Source organism: Epibacterium sp. ABZ3_068, assembly GCF_056159265.1.
Map to the genome: position 1 here is coordinate 107393 of NZ_JBSWUV010000002.1, position 24488 is coordinate 131880.

Annotated in this window: 22 protein-coding genes and 3 pseudogenes; 15 read left to right on the forward strand and 10 right to left on the reverse strand. The window is 56.3% G+C overall.

What is annotated here, in order from left to right:
• Nucleotides 1-11: 11 nt before the first annotated feature.
• Complete coding sequence (locus ACXAEW_RS20260; protein WP_474943162.1) at nucleotides 12-851, forward strand: M15 family metallopeptidase; 840 nt, start codon at nucleotides 12-14, stop codon at nucleotides 849-851.
• Nucleotides 852-854: 3 nt separating this feature from the next.
• Here the strand turns inward: ACXAEW_RS20260 and ACXAEW_RS20265 are convergent, their stop codons facing one another.
• Nucleotides 855-2360, reverse strand: a complete 1506-nt coding sequence (locus tag ACXAEW_RS20265; protein WP_474943163.1) for a caspase family protein — start codon at nucleotides 2358-2360, stop codon at nucleotides 855-857.
• Between the two features lie 340 nt (nucleotides 2361-2700).
• Between ACXAEW_RS20265 and ACXAEW_RS20270 the strand changes: the two genes are divergently transcribed.
• Entirely contained in the window at nucleotides 2701-4692 is a 1992-nt protein-coding gene (locus ACXAEW_RS20270) for a TonB-dependent receptor domain-containing protein (RefSeq protein ID WP_474943164.1), read from the forward strand.
• Nucleotides 4693-4764: 72 nt separating this feature from the next.
• On the opposite strand, the gene ACXAEW_RS20275 is transcribed toward ACXAEW_RS20270, so the two are convergent.
• The 5 genes from ACXAEW_RS20275 to ACXAEW_RS20295 all read right to left on the reverse strand — a co-directional run bounded on the left by ACXAEW_RS20275 (nucleotide 4765) and on the right by ACXAEW_RS20295 (nucleotide 9195).
• On the reverse strand, nucleotides 4765-5268 hold the full coding sequence (locus ACXAEW_RS20275; RefSeq protein ID WP_474943165.1) for a MarR family winged helix-turn-helix transcriptional regulator: 504 nt from the start codon (nucleotides 5266-5268) through the stop codon (nucleotides 4765-4767).
• Between the two features lie 351 nt (nucleotides 5269-5619).
• Nucleotides 5620-6783: an S-(hydroxymethyl)glutathione dehydrogenase/class III alcohol dehydrogenase gene (locus ACXAEW_RS20280; protein ID WP_474943166.1), complete on the reverse strand. Its 1164-nt coding sequence runs from the start codon at nucleotides 6781-6783 to the stop codon at nucleotides 5620-5622.
• Between the two features lie 19 nt (nucleotides 6784-6802).
• Nucleotides 6803-7486: a DUF1826 domain-containing protein gene (locus ACXAEW_RS20285; protein WP_474943167.1), complete on the reverse strand. Its 684-nt coding sequence runs from the start codon at nucleotides 7484-7486 to the stop codon at nucleotides 6803-6805.
• A gap of 15 nt (nucleotides 7487-7501) precedes the next feature.
• Nucleotides 7502-7975: a phosphoribosyl-AMP cyclohydrolase gene (locus tag ACXAEW_RS20290; protein ID WP_474943168.1), complete on the reverse strand. Its 474-nt coding sequence runs from the start codon at nucleotides 7973-7975 to the stop codon at nucleotides 7502-7504.
• Between the two features lie 14 nt (nucleotides 7976-7989).
• Nucleotides 7990-9195 carry a GTP-binding protein gene (locus tag ACXAEW_RS20295; protein WP_474943169.1) on the reverse strand — a complete coding sequence of 402 codons (1206 nt, stop codon included), beginning with the start codon at nucleotides 9193-9195 and terminating at the stop codon, nucleotides 7990-7992.
• Nucleotides 9196-9295: 100 nt separating this feature from the next.
• On the opposite strand from ACXAEW_RS20295, the gene ACXAEW_RS20300 reads away from it, so the two are divergent.
• From ACXAEW_RS20300 to ACXAEW_RS20340, 9 genes and pseudogenes are all read left to right on the forward strand, one after another.
• Nucleotides 9296-9706: an RrF2 family transcriptional regulator gene (locus ACXAEW_RS20300; protein WP_474943170.1), complete on the forward strand. Its 411-nt coding sequence runs from the start codon at nucleotides 9296-9298 to the stop codon at nucleotides 9704-9706.
• Nucleotides 9707-10021: 315 nt separating this feature from the next.
• Nucleotides 10022-10381, forward strand: a pseudogene (locus tag ACXAEW_RS20305) (TonB-dependent receptor).
• 384 nt (nucleotides 10382-10765) lie between these two features.
• Nucleotides 10766-11377 (forward strand): iron chelate uptake ABC transporter family permease subunit, encoded by a 612-nt coding sequence (locus ACXAEW_RS20310; protein WP_474943171.1) that lies wholly within the window; start codon nucleotides 10766-10768, stop codon nucleotides 11375-11377.
• Complete coding sequence (locus ACXAEW_RS20315; RefSeq protein ID WP_474943172.1) at nucleotides 11374-11577, forward strand: hypothetical protein; 204 nt, start codon at nucleotides 11374-11376, stop codon at nucleotides 11575-11577. The genes ACXAEW_RS20310 and ACXAEW_RS20315 overlap by 4 nt, the downstream gene beginning before the upstream one ends.
• A 40-nt stretch (nucleotides 11578-11617) precedes the next feature.
• A complete protein-coding gene (locus ACXAEW_RS20320; protein ID WP_474943173.1) occupies nucleotides 11618-12037 on the forward strand; it encodes an adenosylcobinamide amidohydrolase in 420 nt (139 codons plus the stop codon).
• On the forward strand, nucleotides 12030-12518 hold the full coding sequence (locus ACXAEW_RS20325; protein ID WP_474943174.1) for a DUF6925 family protein: 489 nt from the start codon (nucleotides 12030-12032) through the stop codon (nucleotides 12516-12518). Before ACXAEW_RS20320 ends, ACXAEW_RS20325 begins: the two co-directional genes overlap by 8 nt.
• Before the next feature lie 741 nt (nucleotides 12519-13259).
• Nucleotides 13260-13475 carry a hypothetical protein gene (locus ACXAEW_RS20330; protein WP_474943175.1) on the forward strand — a complete coding sequence of 72 codons (216 nt, stop codon included), beginning with the start codon at nucleotides 13260-13262 and terminating at the stop codon, nucleotides 13473-13475.
• A 3-nt stretch (nucleotides 13476-13478) separates the two neighbouring features.
• Nucleotides 13479-15056, forward strand: a complete 1578-nt coding sequence (locus tag ACXAEW_RS20335; RefSeq protein ID WP_474943176.1) for a PepSY-associated TM helix domain-containing protein — start codon at nucleotides 13479-13481, stop codon at nucleotides 15054-15056.
• Between the two features lie 4 nt (nucleotides 15057-15060).
• On the forward strand, nucleotides 15061-15372 hold the full coding sequence (locus ACXAEW_RS20340; protein ID WP_474943177.1) for a hypothetical protein: 312 nt from the start codon (nucleotides 15061-15063) through the stop codon (nucleotides 15370-15372).
• Nucleotides 15373-15962: 590 nt separating this feature from the next.
• Here the strand turns inward: ACXAEW_RS20340 and ACXAEW_RS20345 are convergent.
• The 3 genes and pseudogenes from ACXAEW_RS20345 to ACXAEW_RS20355 all read right to left on the reverse strand — a co-directional run bounded on the left by ACXAEW_RS20345 (nucleotide 15963) and on the right by ACXAEW_RS20355 (nucleotide 19326).
• Nucleotides 15963-18107 carry a TonB-dependent receptor gene (locus tag ACXAEW_RS20345; protein WP_474943178.1) on the reverse strand — a complete coding sequence of 715 codons (2145 nt, stop codon included), beginning with the start codon at nucleotides 18105-18107 and terminating at the stop codon, nucleotides 15963-15965.
• A 91-nt stretch (nucleotides 18108-18198) separates the two neighbouring features.
• A pseudogene (locus ACXAEW_RS20350) lies at nucleotides 18199-18397 on the reverse strand (hypothetical protein); the annotation flags it as partial.
• Nucleotides 18398-18666: 269 nt separating this feature from the next.
• Nucleotides 18667-19326: an FMN-dependent NADH-azoreductase gene (locus ACXAEW_RS20355; RefSeq protein WP_474943179.1), complete on the reverse strand. Its 660-nt coding sequence runs from the start codon at nucleotides 19324-19326 to the stop codon at nucleotides 18667-18669.
• Between the two features lie 161 nt (nucleotides 19327-19487).
• Here ACXAEW_RS20355 and gcvA point away from each other — a divergent pair, with 161 nt between their 5' ends.
• Both gcvA and ACXAEW_RS20365 read left to right on the forward strand, forming a co-directional pair.
• Nucleotides 19488-20441 carry a transcriptional regulator GcvA gene (gene gcvA, locus ACXAEW_RS20360; protein WP_474943180.1) on the forward strand — a complete coding sequence of 318 codons (954 nt, stop codon included), beginning with the start codon at nucleotides 19488-19490 and terminating at the stop codon, nucleotides 20439-20441.
• Between the two features lie 187 nt (nucleotides 20442-20628).
• Nucleotides 20629-21639 (forward strand): hypothetical protein, encoded by a 1011-nt coding sequence (locus ACXAEW_RS20365; protein ID WP_474943181.1) that lies wholly within the window; start codon nucleotides 20629-20631, stop codon nucleotides 21637-21639.
• Between the two features lie 96 nt (nucleotides 21640-21735).
• Here ACXAEW_RS20365 and ACXAEW_RS20370 read toward each other — a convergent pair.
• Nucleotides 21736-22598 (reverse strand): IS5 family transposase gene (locus ACXAEW_RS20370; protein WP_474939890.1). Its coding sequence is split into 2 segments (ribosomal slippage): nucleotides 21736-22226 and nucleotides 22226-22598, totalling 864 coding nucleotides; the frame shifts between segments, so codons are not numbered across the junction.
• A gap of 467 nt (nucleotides 22599-23065) precedes the next feature.
• Between ACXAEW_RS20370 and ACXAEW_RS20375 the strand changes: the two genes are divergently transcribed.
• Together ACXAEW_RS20375 and ACXAEW_RS20380 are read left to right on the forward strand one after the other, a co-directional pair.
• On the forward strand, nucleotides 23066-24172 hold the full coding sequence (locus ACXAEW_RS20375; protein ID WP_474943182.1) for an alpha/beta hydrolase: 1107 nt from the start codon (nucleotides 23066-23068) through the stop codon (nucleotides 24170-24172).
• A 124-nt stretch (nucleotides 24173-24296) separates the two neighbouring features.
• Nucleotides 24297-24486, forward strand: a pseudogene (locus ACXAEW_RS20380) (IS6 family transposase); the annotation flags it as partial.
• Between the last annotated feature and the right edge of the window lie 2 nt (nucleotides 24487-24488).

Sequence of the window (24488 nt, forward strand, 5' to 3'; positions counted from 1 at the left end):
TTGAGGCCCCTATGAAGCTTGTCCCTGCCATTATTTTGGCCGTTGGAATTGTTCTGGCACCTGTTGTCTGGTTTGTGTTGTCGTCTTTTATGGCCAAAGATGGATTTCAGGGGGCTTCGATCGATTCCGGGGCGCGGATCGACATTGAGTTGCTGCGCCAACAGATCGAAGATTTGCAGATCAGAACCGATGAGCTGGAAGAGGCCATCGCCCGCATGCCCGCAGGAGGGGGCGGTGACGCAGGCCCTTTCGTCCCTGATGAAGAGGCCGAGCAGCAGATCTGGGAGCAGACAGAAGGTGCAGACCTAGACTACGCTCAGGTTGTGCTGATTGCGGACCGTTTGAATGTGAACCGGGGGTTGCAGGTCACGGGTGGGCGATATCTGACCGAACGCTTGGGGCGCCCGCGCGAGGATTTGAACGACACATGTCAGCCGATGACAAATCCGGACCTAAAGGAAAAACTGGTTACGGAACAGGTGGGTCCCATCCGTGTCAGCATGCTGCGCCCTGCGATCGAAAGCCTGAAAGTGGTGTTCGAAAACATCCGTAAGGCGGATCCCGACCTTTATGCGCGCATCAACACAGCCGGAGCGCTGTGTGTCCGTCGCATTCGTGGGACACAAAACGCTTTGTCGACGCACAGTTACGGTCTGGCGGTTGATCTGAACATCGACGGGCAACTGGACAATTTCACCGATGGAAAGACCCAGCTGGGCCTGACAATTATGGCGGATTTCTTCTTTGATCAGGGTTGGGTCTGGGGCGCGGGTTTTCGACGCGAAGACAGCATGCATTTCGAGATCAGCCGCCGTCAGTTGGACGCCTGGATCTCTGAGGGTAAGCTGTAATCTTTATTCCTCGATCCCATAGGCGCGCCGGATTCCACGCTGGGTTCCGGGGCCAAAATCGCCATCGATTGCACCGCTGTAGAAGGCCTTTTCACGCAGTTTGACCTGGAGCGCGCGGCGGGTTTCGGTTGTGAACATATTGGGACGCTCGCTAAGCAGGCTCAACACGTCAGAACTTCCGGATCGAAGGGCCGCATAAAGGTAGAACGCTGAATCTTCGGGGCCTTTTGTGGGAATTAATCCGTCATCAATCAAAGCAGCAAAGTTAAACTGGGCCTGAGGATGGCGTAGATCTGCGGCGCGCTCAAAGAAACGAAGCGCTTTTTGAGGGTCTGCTGGAAGCCCCAGCCCACCCTGGTAATGCAGGAAGCCGAGGTCGTTAATGGCGTCCGCAAAATCCTGATCGGCGGCGGCGCGATACAGCGCCAGCGCTTTTTCGGCGTCGGGTTCAACGCCGGTGCCACGTTCATAAAGTTTGGCCAACTCAAACTGCGCTTCCGGCGAGCCTGCGTCAGCGGCGCGTTGCAGGAACGATACGGCTTCGGTCGGGTCAAAACGTCCTTCGTTTGGGTTCAGACGCATATAGGCAAGGCCGAGCATGGACCGTGTGTCGCCCAGGTCTGCAAGCGCCAACAGCTGTTCTTCCTGGTCTGGTCGGATAGCGGCCCAGGCTTCGGTTGCCTTGTTGGACAGCTTGGGTTGCCCGTCTTCTGCACCGGCCAAATAAAACGGAATACCGGTGAGTGAGCCATAAGTGTGCGGCTCCTGCAGGTTGCCGGTTTGGCGCAGAACGCTGTCACGTACTTGGCGGAACATCAGGCTAATTTCCAAACCGGGCTCTACCATCTTGTCCATCAGGGCAAGCGCAAAGGGGCTGTTCTTGCCAGAGCCATCCAGCGCTACCTGTCCGTCTTTTGCAGCAAACGCAACAAGGGTACCGCGATCAGGATCTGCGGGTGCCAGGCCGCCGCCGCCGCGCACGGTTTGATCTGTCGTCTGGGTCACAGCCGCGCTTTGAACCGGATCAATGGAATCTCCCAGCGGGTTGTCGCGACAGCTGTCCAGGATGACAATGCGCATCTTCCGGGCCCGATCCACCGCCGCCAGCAGCTGTTTGAGCGAGACAGACTGTCGTTGAACGTCCAGATTGCTTTGAACCTGCGCATCAACAGGGATCATGAAGTTTTCACCCTGCACTTCGATACCGTGACCTGCGAAATAGACCAGTGCCAAGTCGGCAACTTCCGAGCGGAATGCAAAATCATCCAGCAGTTGGTTGATCTCTGCACCGCTCGCATCCACAGCTAGTGTTACGTCAAATCCAATGGTTTCAAGGGTCTTTGCCATGTCGCGGGCATCATTGGCGGTGTTTTCCAGGCTTGGCAGAGATTGATACTGGGCCATTCCAAGGACCAATGCGACCCGATCCGACGCAGCCCAAGAGGCCTGAACCAGACAAAGCGCAACAAAGAGGGCACCGCAGGAAATGCGCAAAAAACTCGAAACCATGAATTCACCTGACCGAATAAGATAATGTGCAGTCTAGCGCGAAATTGCGAAACCTCCAAGATTGCTTCGATTTTGAAAGGCTCTGATGGAGGAGAAGACATGGAAGCAACCCAGGCAGTATATAATCTTCTGTTTTAATTGAAAAACATCACGTCCAAGCGCCACAGCTTGGAGGTGCGAATGTCCACAACACTCTGGCTTCACAAGGGTTGTGGGCCCAATCCTGATCTAAACATGCACTTGCATGTCAATGGGGCTTGTCGTAAAGACCCCCAATGGACTGCCAGTTCCGCAATGGAACAAGCCAAACTCCCAACCAGTATCATTTTTAAGGAAGACCATGGCTGCTTCTCAGATTGCGCCGCGGGCTCGTCTGCTTTGTGGAACCGCGCTTACAGTTTTGTCCGCTTTGCCTGTTGCGGCGCAGGACATTGAAACCGAAGTCCTCTCGCTTGATCCGATCATTGTGCGTCAGAAAGATCCGCTGGGCGGGGCTGCGGATCGGGCGACCTCGGCCTATGTGTCCGAAGCGGAGCTTGAACGCGCCTCGATGGGGGATCTGAAGGATCTGTTTGCGGGCATCGCATCCGTGTCGGTGGGCGGTGCAATCCCAATTGCACAAAAGATCTATGTAAACGGCGTAGATATGCTGAAGCTTGCCGTGCAGGTCGACGGTGTGTCGCAGAACAATCGTATTTTCCACCACGTCAGCGCCAATGCCTTTGACCCCGGTCTAATGAAATCGGTCCGCGTGGATCCCGGAGTGGCTCCGGCTGATGCTGGTCCACGTGCTTTGGCCGGGCGTGTGGTGATGGAGACGGTTGATGCCGAAGACATCCTGGAAGAGGGTGCAAATTTTGGCGGCCGCGCGCGCATATCTTATGACAGCAATGGCAACACCGCCCAGGGGTCGCTGACCCTGGCAGGTCGCAGCCAAGGGTTTGAGGTTCTGGCCTATTCCAAACGCGCAACCGGTGACAATTACGAGGATGGTGACGGGGTCGAGATGACCGGAACCGGGGCCAATTTGACCGCCAGCCTGTTGAAATTTGCTTATGAGTCCGATGAAGGTCACCGAATCGAACTGTCCGGTCAGAACCTGACCGACCGCGAATGGCGCAATTCCAAAGCAAACTTTGGCCCATCGAGCGCCCCGCTGCAGTTCTATGATACAGAGCGGTCAATCTTTGCGTTGAATTATGAGAACACCCAAGGTTCTGGGCTGTGGGATCCGTCCTTCACAATGGGTCGGTCTGATGCTGAAGTGACCAAGCTGAACCCGGGCGATGATGCCTCTGGGACGACCAAGACAGCGTCCTTTGTGTTCAAGAACACGTTCCACCTGTCGGAAGTGAACACCATCACCGCAGGGATCGATTACCAAAAGCGTGAGACCACGGTGACCGGGGATTATTGGTCGCCCGTCAATGGTCTGGCGACATCGGCCACCGAAGAAAGCAGGTTCAACGGGATTTTTGCGCAGGCGCGTCTGGAGCCGAGCCCAAACCTGCAGGTCTCGGCGGGGCTGCGGTACGATTGGATGGATTTTACTGGACATGATGCTGGCGACACGGGCACCCGGTTTGACCTGTCGGAGTCCGGGGCCAGCGCCAACCTGTCGGTTGTCTATGATGTCACAGAGGCGCTTTCGCTGCGGGTGGCCTATTCCAACGTCTTTGGCGGGGTCGACCTTGGCGACAACTTTGAGTTCTGGCGCGCCTTTGACTATAGCGCTTTGGAAAGCTCACGCGCAGAAAACATCGTGATCGGTGCCGATTGGGCGCGCGGTGACTGGAGGTTGGGGGCCGAAATCTTCCGGACCCAGATCGATGATGCCCGCGACCTGTCACGCGGTGTTGTGACGATGAACGACTTTGAAAGCGAAGGTGTAAATCTGGCGGCGACCTATGGTTGGGCTGATGGTTTTGCCCGCCTGACCTATTCATACAGCGATGCCACCTTGAATGGCGAAGCTTCCAGCAACTATGATCTGGGCAACTTTGGTGCGCCCTTGGGCAGTGTGATCGCCTTTGAAATGCAACAAGAATTACCGCAGCATAACCTGTTGGTTGGCGGCAGTGTCGAGGCGGCATTGTCCCTGGATGCGGGTGGTTCTTATGCAGATCAGGAACTGCCGGGATATCAGGTTGTGAATCTCTTTGCCGAATACGCGCCACCAGCCTGGAACGGCGTGACCATCCGCGGCAGCATCAACAACCTGTTTGACGAACAATATGCGGATCGCGCCACCTATGGCGCTGAATTCTCGGACTTCAACACATTGAACGAGCCGGGCCGCAATATTTCGGTTGTTGCAACCATGCGGTTCTGATCCAGACCAGACGGGTGGCATATATTGTGCCGCCCGTCCGCTATACATCTTGCGCCCGGAGATGATGGGACGTCATTGCTGAAGCTTGATCAAGAGCCGGGTCAGAACGTATCCCTCTTCGGTGGTCAGCTTTTGCGAGACCACGGCCTGGATTTCCGCCATATATTGGGGCCAGATCTTATCGCTTAGACCTTTGCTTTTTTCGGTCAGGTGCAAGACCTGTTTGCGGCGGCCATCGGCGATGAATTCTCGGCGTACAAAATCGGCCTGCAGCATGCGCGTCACATGGCGCGACATTGCATATTGCGGGATGTTCAACGCGTCCTGGATCTCGCTGGCCAGTCGCCCGGTTGCGCCGCCGCGTTCAATCTCAAGGAAAATCTCATACCAGACCGGGTCTTTTATGCCGCTTTCCCGCAGGGACGCGCCAATCTCAGGCAGCAGCTTCCGATGGGTTCGGAGAATATTGAACCAGACCCGATTGTAGGCTGTCGTGGCAGTGTCATCGCCGAAATAATCCTGCCCACCCGACAATAAATCCGAGTCTATTCTTTGGCCTGTTTTTTGATCAGTCAAAAGAAGTACCGTTCCGGTGCCGCAATAAAATAAATCTTCCCAAGATATATAAGCCATTGGATCAAAACGCAATCTGCGGGCCATTCAGATCTCAACTTATGGTCGATCTGTTGTTAGGGTTTTTGCGGTGCGCTTACCGGTGGTACTGGGCGTGACGCGGAACTGAAGCCCGAGATTGAGCGCCAGCGTTCAGGCAGGGTGGCACGCGCCAGCCTGGCCCCGGGGGAAGTCGCTAGAATTCGCGCGTCGATGCTCTTGCCCTCCGCCGGAGCCGGAGCGCGGTGGCGGTTGGGTTATCGAGGGCTTGCGCAGGCGAAGCCACCTGCGCAGGGATCTTGGCATGCGCGTTCCTTATTCGGGTACGATGACACCGGGCAGCGAGTTGACCGTCATGGTCTCGTCGGGCTGGAAGTGGATGACAGAGCGGATCGACTCGCCCGCTTTGAGCAGATCGAAAGCGGTGTTGATCTGGTTATGGGTCATGTTGTGGGTGATATAGGGGTCCACATCGAAATCGCCCCGCAACCATTCATCGACCATGCCGGGCAATTGGCTCCGGCCCAGAACGCCGCCAAAGGCTGTGCCGCGCCAGACCCGGCCTGTGACCAGCTGGAAAGGACGGGTGGAGATTTCCTGGCCGGCGCCGGCAACGCCGATCACGGTGCATTCGCCCCAGCCCTTGTGACAGGCTTCCAGCGCGGCGCGCATGACGTGCACATTGCCGATACATTCAAAGGTGTAATCGAGCCCACCATCCGTCATGTCCACCAGCACATCCTGAATCGGGGCGCTGTGATCATTGGGGTTGACGAACTCATGGCACCCCAAGGCTTGCGCCAGCGGGAACTTCGCAGGGTTCGTGTCGATCCCGATGATCCGCGAGGCGCCATTCATGACTGCGCCCTGGATCACCGCCATGCCGACTGCGCCCAAACCAAAGACGGCGACGGTTGCGCCCGCTTCCACCTTTGCCGTGTTGCGCACAGCGCCCATGCCGGTGGGCACGGCGCAGCCCATGACCGAAGCCTTTGCCAAGGGAGCGTCTTTCGAGATCTTTGCGACCGAGATTTCCGGCAGCACAGTGTACTCGCTGAAGGTGCTGGTGCCCATATAATGCAGGATCTGCTTGCCCTTATAGGAAAAACGCGAGGTGCCATCAGGCATCAGCCCGGCGCCTTGGGTCTTGCGGATCGTCTGGCAAAGATTGGTCTTGCCTGACTGGATATAGCGGCAGTTCGGATCTTCCGGCACGTAAAGCGGGATCACATGATCGCCCGGTTTCACCGAGGTGACACCCGGCCCGATCTCTTCCACAATGCCGCAGCCTTCGTGGCCAAGAACGCAAGGGAACAGCCCCTCAGGGTCGTCGCCCGACAGGGTAAATACATCGGTGTGGCATAGGCTGGTGGTGACGATGCGGACCAGGACCTCTCCCTCCTTGGGCCCTTCCAGATCAATTTCTTCAATCTCAAGGGGCCGGTTCGGCTCCCAGGCGATCGCAGCGCGCGTTTTCATGATGGTACTCCTCTGTGCATCAATGAAGGTTAGACAAATGGGGGTCGGCTTCGCCTTCCAGATCGCGGACCGGGTCGAGCACAAGCACCAGGCGAGTCTCACCTGTGCCTTCGATTGGCGGAGATCTGTGCCTCAGCCCGGAGCTGGGCTTTTCTGGCCAGCGCGTGCCGCGCATCAGCATCGGCGCACCGGTCGGAACGGTGCAGATTTCCAGAGGGTCAGAGCCGCTTTCGGCGATACCATATTGCGTGCCGGTACCACGATAGGTGCAGACAAGGCGGCTCTCGACGGCGTCAATGTGGAACTTACGGCAGGCATTAGTGCTGATCACATCCAATCGCAGCCGCAGATAAGGTGCTTGCGTAATATCGGCAAAGATCGCGGCAAGCGCCGATGCGTCCTCGACCAGAATGTCGCGTTCCGGGCAATCCGGCGTGCCGCATATTTCCACGATGCGCATCAGCGCATCACAAACCGAGGCTGGACGCAGGATCAAGCGCGTGGCGGGCAATTGTTCTGGTGGCAAAGCATCGATCCATTGCTGGAAACGCACCATGGGCTGGCGGGTCCAGATGGCTGCCGCACAGTCCGGCCTGTGGATGGCAGTCAGACCTTTGACACTCTCGCTCCGGACGGTGCAGTCTTCGAGGCCCGGGCCTTTGAACTTGAAATTTTTGATCGTGGCGCGCGTCGCATAGGTCATCATGTCGTCCTTGGTTCAGGGCTGATAGGGCAAAGAGGAGTGATGCAGGACGATGCGCAGCACACCCTGCGAGTCCATCTTGTAGCCAAAGCTCTTGTCGACCTTGGTGACGGCGCCGTTCTTGTCCGTGAGGCTGACCCAACCCATCCACATGGCGATATCGCCCTGGATGAATTCTGTTGACATCTCGCTCTTCATTGATCGCCAGCCTTGTATGGCGAACCCCGCATCAAGCGGATAGTCTTCCGAGTGACCGCAGAAATAGGCTAAAGCACCGTCCTTTGTCGGGCGGAATGTCTGCGCGCCGCTGGCCATTGTCGGTTTAAACAGGACCGGGCCGAGGCAGTAACCGTAATATGTGTCGAGGTTTGCGGCAGCGGTTTGCCGAGCTGCTTCGATCCCGCCTTCCTCGAAGGCCTTTGAAATTGCGACTTTGCCGTTGCCCCAAGTGTCCAGGGCTTTTGCGATGTCTTTGGACGTGATCTGCATGTCGTGTCTCACCCTCATGCCGCCTGCTGGCCGCCCATGCGCGGGAAAGGATCCGGCAGGTCGGCCCACTCTTCTGGGGTAAACTCGGTAACGTCCATCAGGGCGGCGTTCAGCTTGGCGCAGATCGTCTCGCGCTCCAGCCCGACGCCAATAAAGACAATCTCCTGTCGCCGGTCGCCCCAGGGTTCGGCCCAGAGCCGCGCAATCTCGGCCTGCGCCTCTGGATGCGTCGGCAAGCGGTCCTCGGGCACCGACGCCCACCACCAGCCGAGCGGCTTGACCGAAGACATGGCGCCCGCCAGCGAAAACTCCATCGCCCAATTGGGCTGCGATGCGATCCAGAAATGCCCTTTCGCACGGATGGTTCCGGGCAGCGTACCGTTCAGGGCCGCGTGCAAGCGTTCCGGGTGAAAGGGCGCACGGGCGTTGTAGACAAAGGATGTGATGCCGTATTCCTCGTCCTCGGGCGTGTGGTTGGCAAAGCCATAGAGCTCTTTGGCCCACATTGGATGCTCGTGGGCCGTTTCGAAGTCAAACAGCCCGGTATCCAAGATTTCTTCTGCTGGAACATCGGAATGATCTGTTTCGATGATCTTCGCGTCGCTATTCAGGCTGCGAATGATCTTGCGCGCCTTGTCCGCCCGCTCTGGCCCCGCATCCGATACTTTGTTCAAGATCACCACATCTGCAAATTCGATTTGCTCGGTCAGCAGGCTGACCAGACTGCGGTCATCCTCATTGCCCAGGCTTTCGCCACGGTCGGTCAGGAAATCATGGCTGGAATAATCCTGAAGTAAGTTCACCGCATCCACCACGGTGACCATCGTATCCAAGCGGGCCACATCCGACAGGCTTTGGCCCTGCTCGTCGCGGAAATCGAAAGTCGCGGCAACCGGCAGCGGCTCCGAAATGCCGGTGGATTCGATCAAGAGATAGTCAAATCGCCCCTCTTCGGACAGTTGGCGCACTTCTTGTAGAAGATCATCGCGCAGGGTGCAGCAGATACACCCGTTTGACATCTCGACCAGCTTTTCCTCGGACCGCGACAGTTCTGTGCCCTCACGGACCAGATCGGCGTCAATATTCACTTCGGACATATCGTTGACGATAACTGCCACGCGGCGGCCATCGCGATTGTTCAACACGCGGTTGAGCAGCGTTGTTTTTCCAGCCCCCAGAAATCCTGAAAGGACCGTGACGGGCAGACGCGTATCTGACATTGTGACCTCCGTTGCCTGTGGTAGGTCTTGTAACTTACGCAGTTACTATAATTACGCAACTGAAAAAGTTACAAATGTACGAAAGTTGGGAGAGCAATCAATGAAGCGCAACAGCCGGCTATCGCTTGCTTTACACACGCTCGGCCATATGGCCGGAGAACCAGACCGGGTGCGCACATCGGCAGATATCGCCCAGCATGCCGGAACCAACCCGGTCGTTGTGCGCCGGGTCTTGGGGCGGCTGCGTGAGGCTGGGCTGCTTACCTCTGAACGAGGGCATTCGGGCGGGTGGCGGCTGGCGCGTGATCCGGAAACAATCACCTTGGCTGATGTCTATCTGACCTTGGATGAAGGCCTTATCGTGTCGGGTGATCCTATCGAAACCTCAAGTTGTTCGGTCGAAAACGCTTTGCATGATCGGGTTTCGGGTATCCTGGAGGAGATCGAGAAGAGCTTGATCGAGCGCCTGGGTGAAACCACCATCTTGGAGGTGCGTGGCGACCGGCCTTAGTCCCGGCGGGAAGGTGCACCAAAGCTTTGACCCGCAAGTCAGGAGACCTGCCAGGATGACCACCCTGTCCGGGTGCGGGGCGCGCCAAGGACAACGGACTTCCGTAGTGGTGACGATTCACCGTCTGCGGGAGGGCTCCCTTTCAAAGACCATTCCGTCAGACGCTGCCTAACGGCAGTCATTTGACCTGCGGCGTTGCCGGTCGGAAGGAAGATTTATGTTCCGGGTGTCTTTACCTCAAACCGCTGCCTCATTTTGGGAACCGCTCTGACAGCGGTGTTTCCAAACCGTGTCTTGGCACAGGAGACAAAACCTGTGGCCTTGGATGGAATCGTCGTCTCAGGTGGACTGGCTCCCATTGAAGCCGAGAATTTTGGCCGCTCAGTCTCGGTCATCATGTCCGAAGAACTGGAAAACCGCGGGATCACCACCATCCAAGATGCGCTGAGCGGTGTCCCTAGCGTTGCGGTGAACTCAACCGGCCAAAGCTTTACCTAGGTGCGGATCCGTGTGGGTGAAAGCAACCACGTGCTTATTCTGATCGATGGTTTGGAAGCCAATACCGGATCAGGTGGGGAATACATCCTCAGCGGCTTGACGGTCAGCGATATTGAACGGATCGAAGTTCTGCGCAGGTTTCAGTTTTCGTCGCACCTGGCAGGAATACGGGTTTGAGGATACGCTGCCCTTTGGCAGCACCGTTTCAACCTCCGGAGGTTACTTGGTCGAAAGCCCGGCTAATGCGGCCCGGAATGAGACCTTTGGATCCTTGTGGGTTGAAGGCGAAAGCGGGTCTGGGCGCAGAAAAAATCGCCTGTCGGTCAGCGGTCAAAATGAGTTTGAGCGCAGCAGCAAAGCGATCGCGGTAGAGTATCAGGGGGAGTTTGCGCCTGGATTTGATGTTCAGGCCGGTCTTTGCAACGATTGGCAACGACAATTTCGAGGACGCTTTGACCTGGAATTTTTCGGTTTCTTATCAATTGGCCAACCGGGATATTCGTCTGCGCGCGGCCACCGGGCGTGCCTTTGTTAATCCGACCATGTTTGAGCAATTCGGGTTTGATTGGTGTTTCCTCGTCTGCGGCTGTGGGGGCTGTGATCCTCTTGACACTGGCGCGGGGGTTGGATGCGCTGACATTGGGCGAGGATGCGGCGCAGGCCACGGGTATGAACCTCAGCCGGTTGCGTCTGTTGCTGGTGATCGGCACGGCCAGTGTTGTTGGCGGTGCCACAGCGGTGGCCTGGGCCATTGGTTTTATCAGGCTGGTGGTGCCGCATATTCTGCGGCCCTTTGTGCAGGGCCAGCCGTCGCGCTTGTCAGGGGGCGAGCAGGCGCGGGCTTTGATAGCGCAGGCCTTGGCACAGGACACGCCCTTGTTAATGGCCGATGAGCCAGCTGCGGGGCTGAATCCGGCGCATCAGATCTCGACAATGCACGTTTTTGCGCAGCTCGCGGCAGAGGGGCGGGCGGCACTGGTGTCGTTGCATGATCTGGGGCTGGCGGCGCGTCATTGCACCCGTCTGATCCTGTTGGCGGAAGGTGGCATTCTGGCGGATGGTCCACCGAATGAGGTTCTGACTCCCGCGCTGATGGCCCAGGCCTTTGGCGTTTCGGTCTGGCATCAGATGACCAAGGGCGGTCCGATCTTCCAACCGCTTGAGGTGCCGTGAAAGAGGGCGTGTGGCTGGAGCGGCCTTGGATCGAGTTTGATCTGGGCGTCGAGATGCAGGTGCTGAGCTGGGCGATCAACCGGCCCGGTTTTGTCAATGCCCGGCGGATCCTATGGCGGGACGTGTGTAACGCGGATCTGCCGCGGGATATGGATGTGATTGCCTGGTTTGCCGCGGAGCTGAAAACGCGGGGGCGCTGAGGATGCGGTTGCCTTTCGGACCTCGCGCGATCTGCGCCGATTGGCCACCGCGACGGCAGAGGTTGACCGCATCCGTGCGGATGCGGTGGCCACTGTGGGCCTGTCCAATGCGGAGAGGATCGGCCATCGGATGGCCTATGCCAACCGCGATTGGGGCACGATAAATGTCGCGCTGCGCCTCTTGGTCGGGCTGACCCAGGCCGGCTTGATCGAGGCGATGAGCATTGCGGTTCAGGCCCGCACCGCTGCTGTGATGGAGGCGGGGGTAGACCTGCCCATGGGGCGTGCCACCGGCACGGGAACCGATTGTGTGGCGGTGGCAGCCCCACGGGGCGAGACCGCCTATGCGGGGTTGCATACGGCCCTCGGCGAGGCGGTGGGCGCTGCCACATACAAGGCCGTTCTGGACGGGGCGTTGGAATGGGCATCATCACAACGGGGAAGGGGGCAGGATGCCTGAATTGGAACAGGTCTTAAAGGCTGCGCTGAAGCAGGAGGACTGTGGTTGGAGCATGGGCTCCTTTGGTGCCATTGCCGAGTTTCACCATGTGCACGGAGATCCCGCGCCGCAGGTCTTGGCCGGGCTGCGTCAGGTGACCGAGCGGGGCGGGGTGCGGATTGACGGTCTGAAGCACCTGCGGCCAGTGGCCTATGAGATATTGAGCCCCAAACCACACCGCCGGACCCAAGCGATCGCGCTGTGCCTGCCGTCTGATCGCGCGGCGATGCACCAGCGTGTGGTTCTGACAGCGCTTGGCCCGGACCTTGATGCATTGCGGCGGCAGGACGAAGGCGCAGAGCTGTTTGATATGGGGCTGAAACAGATGCAGGTGGATTTTTGTATTCGCGCGGCAGACCCCGCGTTGCGGATGCTGCTGAATGCCAATGTGGGACGGTCGCTATTTGAGCCTGATAACCCGGCCATGGGCGCGATCCTGTAGGCACATCCCCATCGCGTGGCGCTTACCCGGATCGGTCGGTAAATCACTCGAGGGACCGCGCACCCATTCCGCCAATGCCCCCTTTTCCAATGGCCGGGTGCCCTGTTGCGGCGTGCATCCGGAAATCCCGGGCCATTGACCAAACCGCCTGATGTGGACCTGCGCAGACAGAGCGAACACTGGATTGTGATCCGGTTGGTGTCACGATTTCGCACAGGCAGTAATTGACAAAATATGTAGGAAATAGGTACCAGCCAGAACAAGCGAGCATTCTACCTATTCTGCTTGCCGCGTAGAAGCCAGATTGCAGTTCTCCCGCAAGCCATTGCGATCAAGCCATTTTCTAAATTTACACCGTTGGTCAACAGAAATTTGTTGGACGTCTGGAGTGGAGATCTATGGCTAGGCTATTGGCAGTAAGCGCTTTTTTTGATTTGGCATGGCGGTACCGCCCTTGCGCAGACGCGTCATGCGACGCTGCCAATTTGGTCAAATCGATCCCCAAGCTGAAACTCGAACCTGCACCAGCGCCCAAGGCGCAGCACCTTGCCGTTGAAGTTTGAGTGATGGGTTGTTTCGCCCGGACCCGTGAGAAAGCCGGCAACAAAAGAGGCATTTGTCCCGATGACGGAGCAAGATAAAAGCAGCGCAGGCATTTTTCCACACCTTCGCCTGATTGAGAAATGGAATGCGCACCCGCGGCGCACGCGTTGGATTTCGGCCGGACCTTTGGGGTTTGTGATGGCCATTTTATCGATGGCCAGTCTGCCACATGGCCTGCCGGTCGGGGCAGGCGGGGTGGATCATCTTGTGATGCCGGTTGTTCTGTTCCCTTTGCTTTGGGCGGTATTGATTGTGGTGCCTATGCTGCCGGAACGCCCTGGCGGGGTGCAGGCGGCCTATATCGGGACGGTCTTTGTGGAACTTGTGCTGATTGTCGCTGGTATGTGGGGGTAGCTTATGAAGGGTCCATCCAACCAAGCTATAAAACGCCTGATCTCGCTACATGGCTGGAGCGGCACGGTGTTGTCGATTTTCCTCTATGCGGTGGTTCTGACAGGAACTGTTTCGGTGCTGCGAGATGAGATCGCCCGCTGGTCCGATTCAGAGCGCCATATTGTGCACCCGTTTGGCCGGCCCATTGATGCCACGGTGCGGCGCTTGTCGGATCAGGTTCCCGAGGCGTTTCGCGCGCAGGTCCGCGTTGAACACGCGCGGGATGGTTCGCTGCGGGTGTTTTTCTATGAGAAGCGCAAGATCCCCGGGCAGGGTACCCAGGATTTTGGACGGGACTATCTGCTGGATCCAGAGACCCATTCCATTCTGGCCGCCCGCCAAGGGGGTGCGCCTCATCAGCGGGTGGAAAGCCGGGCCCATGAGCTGTCGCATTTTATTGTCGACTTGCACGCGCGGCTTTTGATCCCTGGTCGCCTGGGCCTTTATGCCACCGGGGTATTGGGGGTGTTTTTGCTGGTGGCCGTAATCACCGGGATCCTGATACATCGTCATATTCTGCGCGACCTCTTTGTGACCGAGCGCCCCGGTGGGCGTGTGGTGTCCTTGCGCGACCGCCACGGTCTGGCCTCGGTCTGGGGCTTGCCGTTTTCAATTCTTTTGGCGTTTACTGGCACCTTCCTCAGCTTTGCCACCAGCCTGGGCCTGCCGATTGTGGCGATGTCTGCCTTTGGCGGTGACATTGACCGGGCCTTTGCAGCGGTGACCACCCCGACCAAGGCTGAAAACGCTGCCCCGGCCGATCTGGCGGATCTGGATCAGGTGATGGCAGATGCCTTGCGGATTTCCGGAACCTACCCGCGCCTCCTGACGATCGAAGACGCAGGCCGTCGTGACGCCCGGATTGCGACGCTCCACCGCAACGGCGGCAATGGGGCGGTGAGATCGCACACATTGGAGTTTGACGGTGCCACGGGCGCCTTCTTGCGCGACCGCCCTTTGGTGGGGCATGAACCCTCGGTTGGCTCGGCCACGGTTGCGTTGATGTCGCCGTTGCATTTTGGTGATTTCTCGGGGCTGGCGTCGCGGGCCGTCTGGCTGGCCTTGGGGACGGTGATGACCATTTCTGTTGTCAGTGGCATGCAGCTTTGGCTGAAACGACGCGAAGACGATCCGGTTTGGCGCAGCTGCCGGATGGTGTTTGCTGCCGTTGTCTGGGGCTTGCCGGTGATGTTGTCCGGTGCGGCCTACGGGTTCTTTCTGTCGATCCTGGGCCATGATGTGCATCGCGGCACATTGGCGGGGTTTGTGGTGTCTGGGTTTGTGGTGCTGGTCCTGTCGTTGCGGATGGCAACACCGAAGGAGCTGTCCCGCGTTTTGCGCCGCATGTTTGCATGGTCCGTTCTTATGCTGCCGGTGTTGCGGTTGCAGACCGGGGGCGTGTCCTGGGGAGAGGCGATATTGAACAATATCTGGCAGGTTTTGTTGATAGATGCGCTGTGCCTGGCGCTGGCGGTGATTTTACTGGTGCAACAGCGGGTGCAGGACCGCGCGGCGCAGAACGCGCTGAACCCGGCGGAGTGATGTTATGTTGGCCTTGATTGCAATTTTTATCTCTTTTGGCGCGCTGGCGGCATTGGTGCAACAAGACCCCAAACGGGCACGGGTCTTTCGCCAAGATGCGCGCAGGGTTTGGCTGTCGTCTCGAGCTTTATGGCTGTTGTGCCTCAGCCCGGCCGTGATCCTGCCGTTTGTCGCGCCCTTTGCCCATTGGGTGATCTGGTTTGGCGCGATCACTGCCGGGGGCTGGGGATTGGCCTATCTGCGTCCAGGTGTTTTGGATCGGGTCCAGTCAGCGCTTACGCAATGTGAAGCGCGGATGCAGCGGCGGCGCGATTAAATGGCGACACATGGATAACAAAAGAAAAATCGAGACCTTAAATTGGATGCATTATGCTGGGTGCGCCCTGGAGCACGATTTCCTGTCTGGCCCTGATTGCGCGGCTAAGCTACTCCCCAATGTTTATTCATCACATGGTTTCATGCCGCCGGATGAGGCTGAGATGGCTTGGGTTCAAGACGGCTGCCATGCACGAACTGCAAAAATCCCAACAAATATATGTCCAACAAGCACTGAAGGCGCTGGTTGCAAAAGCCGGGATTAGTGCTTTTCAACGGCATTGTGAACACTACTCCCCTTTTCCACTGTTCGTTCAGTGACTTACCCGGCATTTCAAAGGACCTTTCGTACCTCGCCCCTTTACATCGGTAGATGCAAAGGGGCATTTGCAAAACTTGCACTGAGGCGCGCAAAGGAACCATCTGCAAAGTGACGCTTTCACCACCGTTTTTTCCTTCAGGAGATTGGCCACGCGCGCTAGGATTTCGTTCATGAATTGAGCGTTTGCGATAGCGTGCAAACACGCAGCCGAAAACGACAACTTCGGACTCGGTTACGCCAGAAGACTTGAAACCGCGACAAAACCTTTTTTAAAACGTTTTGGTTACAAAGATACCCAACGTTCGCGGTTCTCCGCCTCGGACAAAGCTTCGCTGTTCAACCGAAGATCCGCTGGCATTTGTAGAGGTCAGAGGCAGGCGAGCTGTGGCATAATCACGGTCAAGAAGGTTTCGCGCGTAGATCCCTGCGGTCCACCCTCCGGGCGCATCATATGTCAACTGCGCATTAATCAGAAATCGACTGTCTGTGGCCTCGTCAGCGGTGTTTTCGACATTCCCAAATGCGCTGTCGGTATAAGATGCGTCTACCCCGAGGGTCAGGCCATTGGCCCAACGGTAGCTACCGCCGATACTTGCCGTGAGCTGTGGTGCAAACACAAAGCTAGTTCCCGAAAAATCCTGCCCGTTGCTGACAAAATCTTTGTATTCGGTTCTTACATAAGCTGCTGACGCAAACAGGCTGAAATTTTCACTGACATCATTTTCGATCTGAAGCTCCGCACCAAACAATTCGGATTCCCCGACATTTTCGATGTTTTGGTCAAAGTTCACACCAGAGGCTCCATCAACCAAAACCTGTTGATCCGTCCATTCGGTATAAAATGCATTGGCAGCCACGCGCAGCGTGTCTCCTCGGAAGCTTCCGCGATAGGCAAGCTCAATCGTGTCCGTAAACTCGGGATCATATTCGTTGACCTCGCCGGTCACAAAATTGACCTGCGACCCGCCGGCTCGGTAGCCACGTTGCAAAGTAAGGCCAATCGTTTGCCCGTCAGCGAAATCATAGGCGACACCAAGCTTGGGTAGAAACGCATCAAAACTTGTGCTGGAATTGTTATCAAAATCTGGCAACTGCGGCGTTGCAGGCGCGGTCACACGACTGGATCCAAAATCGACGGATTCATAGTCATAGCGTGCGCCCACTGTGAAGCGCAGCCCGGGGAGCCAGCGGTCAGCCTGAATCTCTGCCTCGCCATAAAGGGCGATGTTTTCCTCGTCATACACGTCACGCGTTATGCTATCAAAGGACAGCGCGCCGGGTGGCAAAGGCGCACCGCCACTTACGGCCGCGTCAAGCCTGCGATAGTCGTTCACCGTGTCATCCACGCTTGTGTAGAAGAGACCCACTGCACCGGTTATTCCGCGCCCCGTATCAAAGCGCAGCCGCAGGTCTTGGGAAAAGGTCTCCGCATCATTGGTTCTGTCAAACAACTCCGCATCGGCGGCGGAGAAATCACGATCTTCTATTCGACGGTAGTCCAGCGCGTAAAAACTGGTGGTCGACTCCAGAGTGAGGTTTGAATTGAATTCATAGGTGGTTTTAAGGCTTGCAATGTTGTGGCGGGCTGACTCGCGTGCTCCTGCGTTGGACAAGGTAACGCGGCGCTCCGGAAACAGACTCTCTTCAATAAAATCCTCCCCTGCCGAACTGTCCGAATGGCTGAGGGAGAAAACAAAATTCAAACGATCCGTTGCATCCCACCGAAGCTTAGCACGGTAGGTGGTTGATTTGTGGCGATCGTAATCCGTGGCCCCCGTTGTATCATTTGTGATATCACCATCGTTTTCAAAACTTTCGGCAGAAAACCGAAAGGCGACACGATCATCAATGATCGGTTGGTTCAATGTGAAGGCATAACGGCGGGTGTTGCGCGATCCGATTTCAACATGCGCCTTGGTCAACTGTTCATAGTCCGGGTCATTGGATCGGATGATGACAGCACCGGCCAGAGAATTGCGCCCTTGTTGCGTGGATTGCGGGCCACGCAGGACTTCGACCTGTTCCACATCCCACGCGGAATAGGGACCAAAAATTGTTGCCTGCTGGTTGGGTAGGGCGACACCATCAACCTGCGTGCTGATTAATAACCCGCGCCCAACAATCCCACCCCGATCAATTCCCCGGATTGCAAAACCGCGATCCCCGGCCGTGGATGAAACCCCTGGTGTGCGCTCGACCACGTCATACACATCGACGTCGCCACGTCGCTCCAGATCTTTACCTTGCTCCACTGCGGCCGATGTCACCGTGTCAAACAGTTCGCGATCTTGCAGTTCTCCATGGATCACAATTGGGTCCAGGAGCAAAGTGCCGCTTCCCTCCTGCGACAGCGCAGTCGACGTATAAAGGGCAATCAATGGAGCAAGGCAAAAATGTCTATATTGAGCAGGCATCGCGAAATTCCAGTTCAGCAAAGAAATATACTGTCTGGCGAAGGGGATGCCCTTTGGCTGGATAAATGTGCCCTATGACACTTCCTTTTCCTCAGCAATGGCAGCACACGTGATCGTGAATTCTGGGGAGTTCAGGCCATGTTGACGAATTCCGCATCCACAGGCGGATCGAGGTTAAGTTCATGATGCTCTCTCCGCAGTCTTGCCGTACCGATGGCGGTGCGGCGGGCGTTCTTCCGCTTGTTGAAGCACCTTTTAACGAGGTTGCGCAGGCGATACCGGTCCCGGTCGCGGCCATATCCTGCGTACATCTGCAGGCGGCCCAAAAGGTCTTTTCCTGTCTGGTTCGAATGATGAGAGCAATGGAACAAGATATCCTGGGCGGTTTGAGCCAAGACGAAGTAAGCGAACTTCGCGGGCTGTTGCGAAAGGTCGTTGAAGGGTCCTGAAACGATGTTCTCAAGGTTCTTTGAAATAGGTGCAACCGCCACACTGGGCACCTAGCGTGTGGCGGTTTCCACGGATGCCGAGGTTCGTGCGCCGCTAATCAGACGTTTCTTCAAACGATTTCTGGTAACTGGGAAGGACATATTTCCTGCGCTATTGCAGCCAGTTCTGCTTTTGCAGACTTTATTGATGCCGCGTGGCGGTCATCTCCAAATTCTTGATATTCCACCGCAACCGTTTTGATATCCGACACCCCCAGGTAGCGCGCGCATGCTGCGATATGAGGGTCGAGATTGTTCATTTCTGCGCGGACCCCGCCCGGTTCAAATCCAAATTCCCCTCGGGATGAAACAACCAGCAACTGTTTTCCCGACAATATCGGCTCAAGCGGCCAATCGCCGCGCGACAGGTCAAATGAAAACGTCTTGTTCACCCGAACAACCTGATCAACCCATGCCTTCAGCGCTGCGGGCATGCCATAGTTGTACATCGGCACAGCAATTAGGATGATCTGTGCCGCGCTCAGTTCTGATATCAATGTGTCTGACAACGACAGTTTGCGCTGTTGGGCGGGGCTGCGTTCAGCTTCCGGGGTGAAACAGGCCGCGATCCAGTCTTCGTCGATGAAAGGTGGTGGCGCACGCCCCACGTCGCGCACAATCACATCTGCTTTCCCATGCAGTGTCTGAACTTCGTGAATGAATGTATCGGCAAGATCGCGCGTAATGGACCTGTTGGTCCGCGCACTTGCATCTATCCGTAGGATTTTCATATTAACCTCAATCGAGACTGTAGTTTGTCCGATCAAGCTAGGTTTCTCTGCGGGTGAAGTCACATGCAGTTATATCAGCCGACGGATGACAAAAGATCCGTGTTTCAATTGTTTATGTTTTGAACCGGCTTTGATAGGGAGCCGGGAAAATTGGACCTTAAATGCCGCACTCGGACCGTCCCAATCGCCTCCCGCCACTGAAAGCACTGCAAGCTTTTGAGGCAGCAGCGCGCCATTTGAGCTTCAAATTGGCAGCTGAAGAGTTGTGTGTAACCCCAACCGCGATCAGCCATCAGGTCAAAGCTTTGGAGGATTATCTTGGGGTGAAGTTGTTTCACCGCCTGACGCGCTCACTGCGATTGACCGGGGAGGGCGAAGCCTATGCGCGGCTGGTGATACAGGGATTTCAGAAGCTTGCGGAGGCATCGACCGTGTTGGGTTCCGACGAAGTTAAAGGGGAGCTGGTCGTCAGTACCACCACCTCTTTTGCAGGTCAGTGGTTGGCCCATCGACTGCCGGAATTCTTGAAAGAGTATCCTGGGCTGTCCTTGCGCATCCTTAGTTCTGATACAGTGTCTGACTTTGCCCGGGATGGAATTGATGTGGCCATCCGCTACGGCTTTGGGGGGTATAAGGACCTCCATGCGGCGTGGGTGCTGGATGATTTTGCGGCTCCCGTTTGTACCAAGGAAATCAGCGCACAGCTTCAACAGCCTTCGGACCTGCTGGACCAGCCATTGGTGAACTATGAATGGAGCCGGTTCTCCAAAATTGATCCCAGCTGGGCAAAATGGTTTCATGCGGCCGGGGTGAAAACCCCTTCCAGCTCGGTGATCTCAACGTTCAGCGATGCTCATATGTGTCTGCAAGCCGCGCGTGATGGTCACGGCGTCGCGCTTGTTAGCGTAATCGCGGCGGCGCGGGACCTCGAACACAATCAATTGGAAATGCCGTTCGACATCAGGCTGAAAGACAAAAGCTATTATCTTGTCTGCCCGCCAGCCAATTTCGCCCAGGCCAAAGTGCGCGTGTTTCAGGAGTGGATACTGGCGCAGGCTGACCTGTTTCGGGACAGCGAAATCGGGCTGCGTGTGCTGGATGGGGGCACAGGCTAAACCACCGGTCGCAGATGTGCATCGCGTCTGCAGTCGAGCGCAAAAGATGCATTTCAGATAACGCAAATAAAGCGTGCGTGATCTTGCATAGCCAGCCTCATCCGTGCCTTGAAAAACCTTCAGTCGTCGGCTCTGCCCTGTTTGCCTACTTGTGAAGCGCATCATTTTCAAATTGCGGAGATCAAGAATGACCGTCTTTTCCACCAAGGCACTTGCCATCTTTTCCACTGCGCTGATGATCAGCACACCTGCTTTTGCAGGAAAGGCTGTTACACTGGCGAAAGATGATAGCGCCTTCCTCGCTTATGACGCTCCGAGCCTTTATCCGGAAGGAATTGAAACACACCCGACAACCGGTGAATTTATTCTGGGCTCAATCCGCAAAGGCAAGGTCGTGGCCATCTCGCCAGAGGGCAAAGTCCGCGATCTGATCCAGGATGAGCGTTTGCGCTCTGCGGTTGGGATCCGGGTGGATGTGGAACGTGGGCGGCTGCTCGTCAATAACTCAGACTATGGCGTGGCCGAGCGCAGTGCGCCGTCGGACAAATTCGATACTGTTGCCCTTGCTATTTATGATCTCGAGACAGGTGAGCCGCTGCACTATGTGGATCTCTCAGGCTTGCGTCCGGATGAGAAGAGATTTGCCAATGATCTGACAGTGGATGAAGACGGCAATGCCTATGTCACCGACAGTCTGGCCGCTGCAATCTACAAAGTAACGCCCGATGGCCAGGCAAGCGTTTTCCTGACCAATGAGCGCTTCCGCGGGGAGGGTTTCAATCTCAATGGAATTCAAACCCATCCGGACGGTTATCTGCTGGTCGCCAAGAAAAGCGATGGGTCGCTGTTCAAAGTGCCTTTGGACGCGCCGGAGAATTTTAGCGAAGTGAAACTGCCAAAAGCGCTGATTGGAACCGATGGTTTGGTGCTGGCGGATGCCAATACTCTCGTTGCGATCACGAATGTTGCTTCTGGCGTCCAGTCGGACACGATCTTCAAGCTGACCACAAACGATGATTGGGAAAGCGCAAAAATCGCCGACACTTTTGACACTGGAAACGTATATGCCACCACCGGAACCCTGCGTGATGGCAAGATCTTTGTCAGCTACGGGCGGCTGAACACTTTGGGTGGAAGCCTCAAGGGAGAGACACCTTTGCTGGATAGCTTCCGCATCCAAGAAATTGGCTCAAAATAAGCTTGCTAAATAGCGATGCAAGAAGGGCAGCACTGGTTGCCCTTCCTTTGTGCAAAAACGGAAACCGCATGTTTGAATAGTCCCTGGTTGCCTAGGTCATGTTGACAAATGGCGCAGCCAAAGGCGGATCGATGTGATGTCGATGAAGCCTAGATAGCTTTCTGCAGTCTTGTCGTATCGTGTTGCGACGCGCCTAGCATTCTTGAGCTTGTTGAAGCATCTCTCAACCATGTTGCGTAGCCGATAAATCGTGTGATCCACACCGACGCGCATCTTGCGGGTCTTACGCATCGGGATTTGGGTTAGGATGTCACGTTTGTTCATTTTTTTTCGAATACGGTCAGCATCATAGCCACGATCGGCCAGCAGCACCTTGGGCTCTGGCAGATTGTCGGCCATGACCTGATCGAAACCGAGATAGTCAGATGTTTGCCCCGGCGTGATCTCCGTTCTCATAGGCAGGCCATGTGCGTTGACGCGGAGGTGGATCTTGGTCCCTCTCGGCAGATTTGCGATGCAAATCGCCTGCCGGGCAGGGGAGAAGCCACCTCTTGAACGGCCAAAACCTTGCCGCGGAGTCCCCCTTTAGCGCCTGTTGCCCGATGATGGGCGCGGACCACGGTGCTGTCCGCTGCCCGGCAGGCGGCTTTGCCGCCGAGAGGGATCATTTGAAGTGCATCAGGCACCGCCCCGCTGAGGTTCAGAGCATCAAGGATGTCTTCCCACAATCCCGCCAGCGTCCAGCGCCTGAACTGGCGATAGACGCTGGACCATTTTCCGAACTCCTCGGGCAAATCTCGCCACGGTGACCCGGTGCGCGCGATCCAGAAAATTCCATCCAAAACAAGTCGGTGGTTGGTAGGCTTGCGTCCATTCGGTGCGCGGACAGAAAGGACGAAACGTTCAAAGAACGCCCATTCTCCATCCGACATAAGGTCTCGTGCCAAGCTGGTCTCCATAGCAGATACCAGCTTGAATCACGCTTGAAGCGCGGTGTGAATCCCTTTTGTCAACACGGCCTAGACACCTTCTTGGTGCTGGCTGTTTTCGAAATCGATGGGTGACAGCATACCATTTCTGACATGTTTGCGTTTCGCTGGAATTGCGCACTCCGATAGGATCCGCAGGGTAGAATTGAACGATGGCACCAAGCCCCTTGTTGTTCCCAAACAGCTCTCAATCCCTTGAATATGCCGCATGTGAATGGGCTGGTGGACGATGCGCATGAAGTCTTCGAGAGTCGCATGGTTCCTGATCAAATCTCCCAGACCGCCGACAGCGGCTTGATCTTTGGAAATATTTTCAAAGATAGAGACCGTGAATGTTGACCGCTTTGGAGTGAGCGAAGCATAATCAAGCGTGAGTCAATTCTCGGCGAATACACCGGGCTTGTTTTCAGTGACTATTAAAAGGACAGGATATTCCTTTGCGTTTACATCTAAAGCTTTTTATGGCCGTTGTTATTGGCTTTGCGGTCGCGTCCTGTAGCAAAGCGCCGGATCTGGTTGGGGTTGATAATCTTGAAACTCCGGCGCTGAGCGTCCCTGTGGTTGATCGCCAAAGCATCTTCATTATGACCACACGTGAGGCAAGTGAAGCCGAAGGCGTTTTTTACGGGCCAGATCGTGCACCCGAATTGGGTTTTGCCTCAGTGGAGGTCACCATTCCGCCGACCCATGTCTCGGGCGAGATTGAACGCCCGAAGCGCCTGCCTCCCGACCCACGTAAGGAATTTGCCGTGGTGTCGCCTATGGTCTATGAAGACGGCCGGATCTTTGCCAGCCGCATCGACGCGGCTTTGGCAAAAAAACCTGCCGGGCAACGCCAGCTGCTTTTCTTTGTCCACGGCTACAATACCTCAATGAGCGATGCGATCCTGCGTCTGGCCCAGTTTGTCGAGGATACGGATTTCCAGGGCGTTCCGGTGTTGTTTTCCTGGGCCTCCGCAAATCAGATTTCCCGCTATGTCTATGACATCAACAGTGCACTGGTAGCGCGCCCCAAATTGTTGGAGGCCGCGCGTATCCTGCGCACCACAAATGCGGAAGGCGTCAATGTATTCGCCCACTCCATGGGCACGTTTTTGACCATGGAAGCCATCGTTCACGCCAAGCTTAATGGGCTATATGATTCAAATGTGCGTCCGCGCGGTATTATCCTTGCCTCTCCAGACATTGACCTGAACCTTTTCCAAGCGCAGCTTTCCTACTTGGATGATGCTGACAAAAACATCTATCTGATGATTTCTAAGGACGACAAAGCCTTACGGATTTCGCAGCGTGTGTCAGGTGGGGTAAATAGGGTTGGCAATGCTGATGCATCGGATCTCGCCGGGCTGGGCGTTGATGTACTGGACCTGAGCGCGGTCGACGATTCTGCCGCCGGTACACATTCCAAATTCGCGGGCTCGCCAGAGATTGTGCAGCTTATCGGCAATGGTCTTCAATCCGGGCAGTTTAACCAGCAAGCCCATACGCCTAGCCTTTACGAAATTCTGGACGGCGTGCCCATTGTGCGGGTTTTTACTCCGTAGTGCTGTCGGATTTGGCCGAAATGGTGGATTTGAAACATTCGTGACCTGGCCAGCTAGCGGCTCTGTTGCAAACTCCACCCTAGGCTTCAATTGTCTCGACTAGGCTAAATAGGGGAGATGAGCTGTGAGTTATTTCAAAAGAAGTCACTTCACCGGTGAAGTCGTACTTTGGGCGGTGGTATTGCCGCTACGGGCTCAGCTACCGCGACTTGGAGGCTGTGATGGCGGAGCGCGGTGCCTGTGTCGATCATAGCACGATCTGCCGATGGGTTCAAAAATACGCCTCCGAAATGGAGCGCCGAATGCGCTGGCAGTA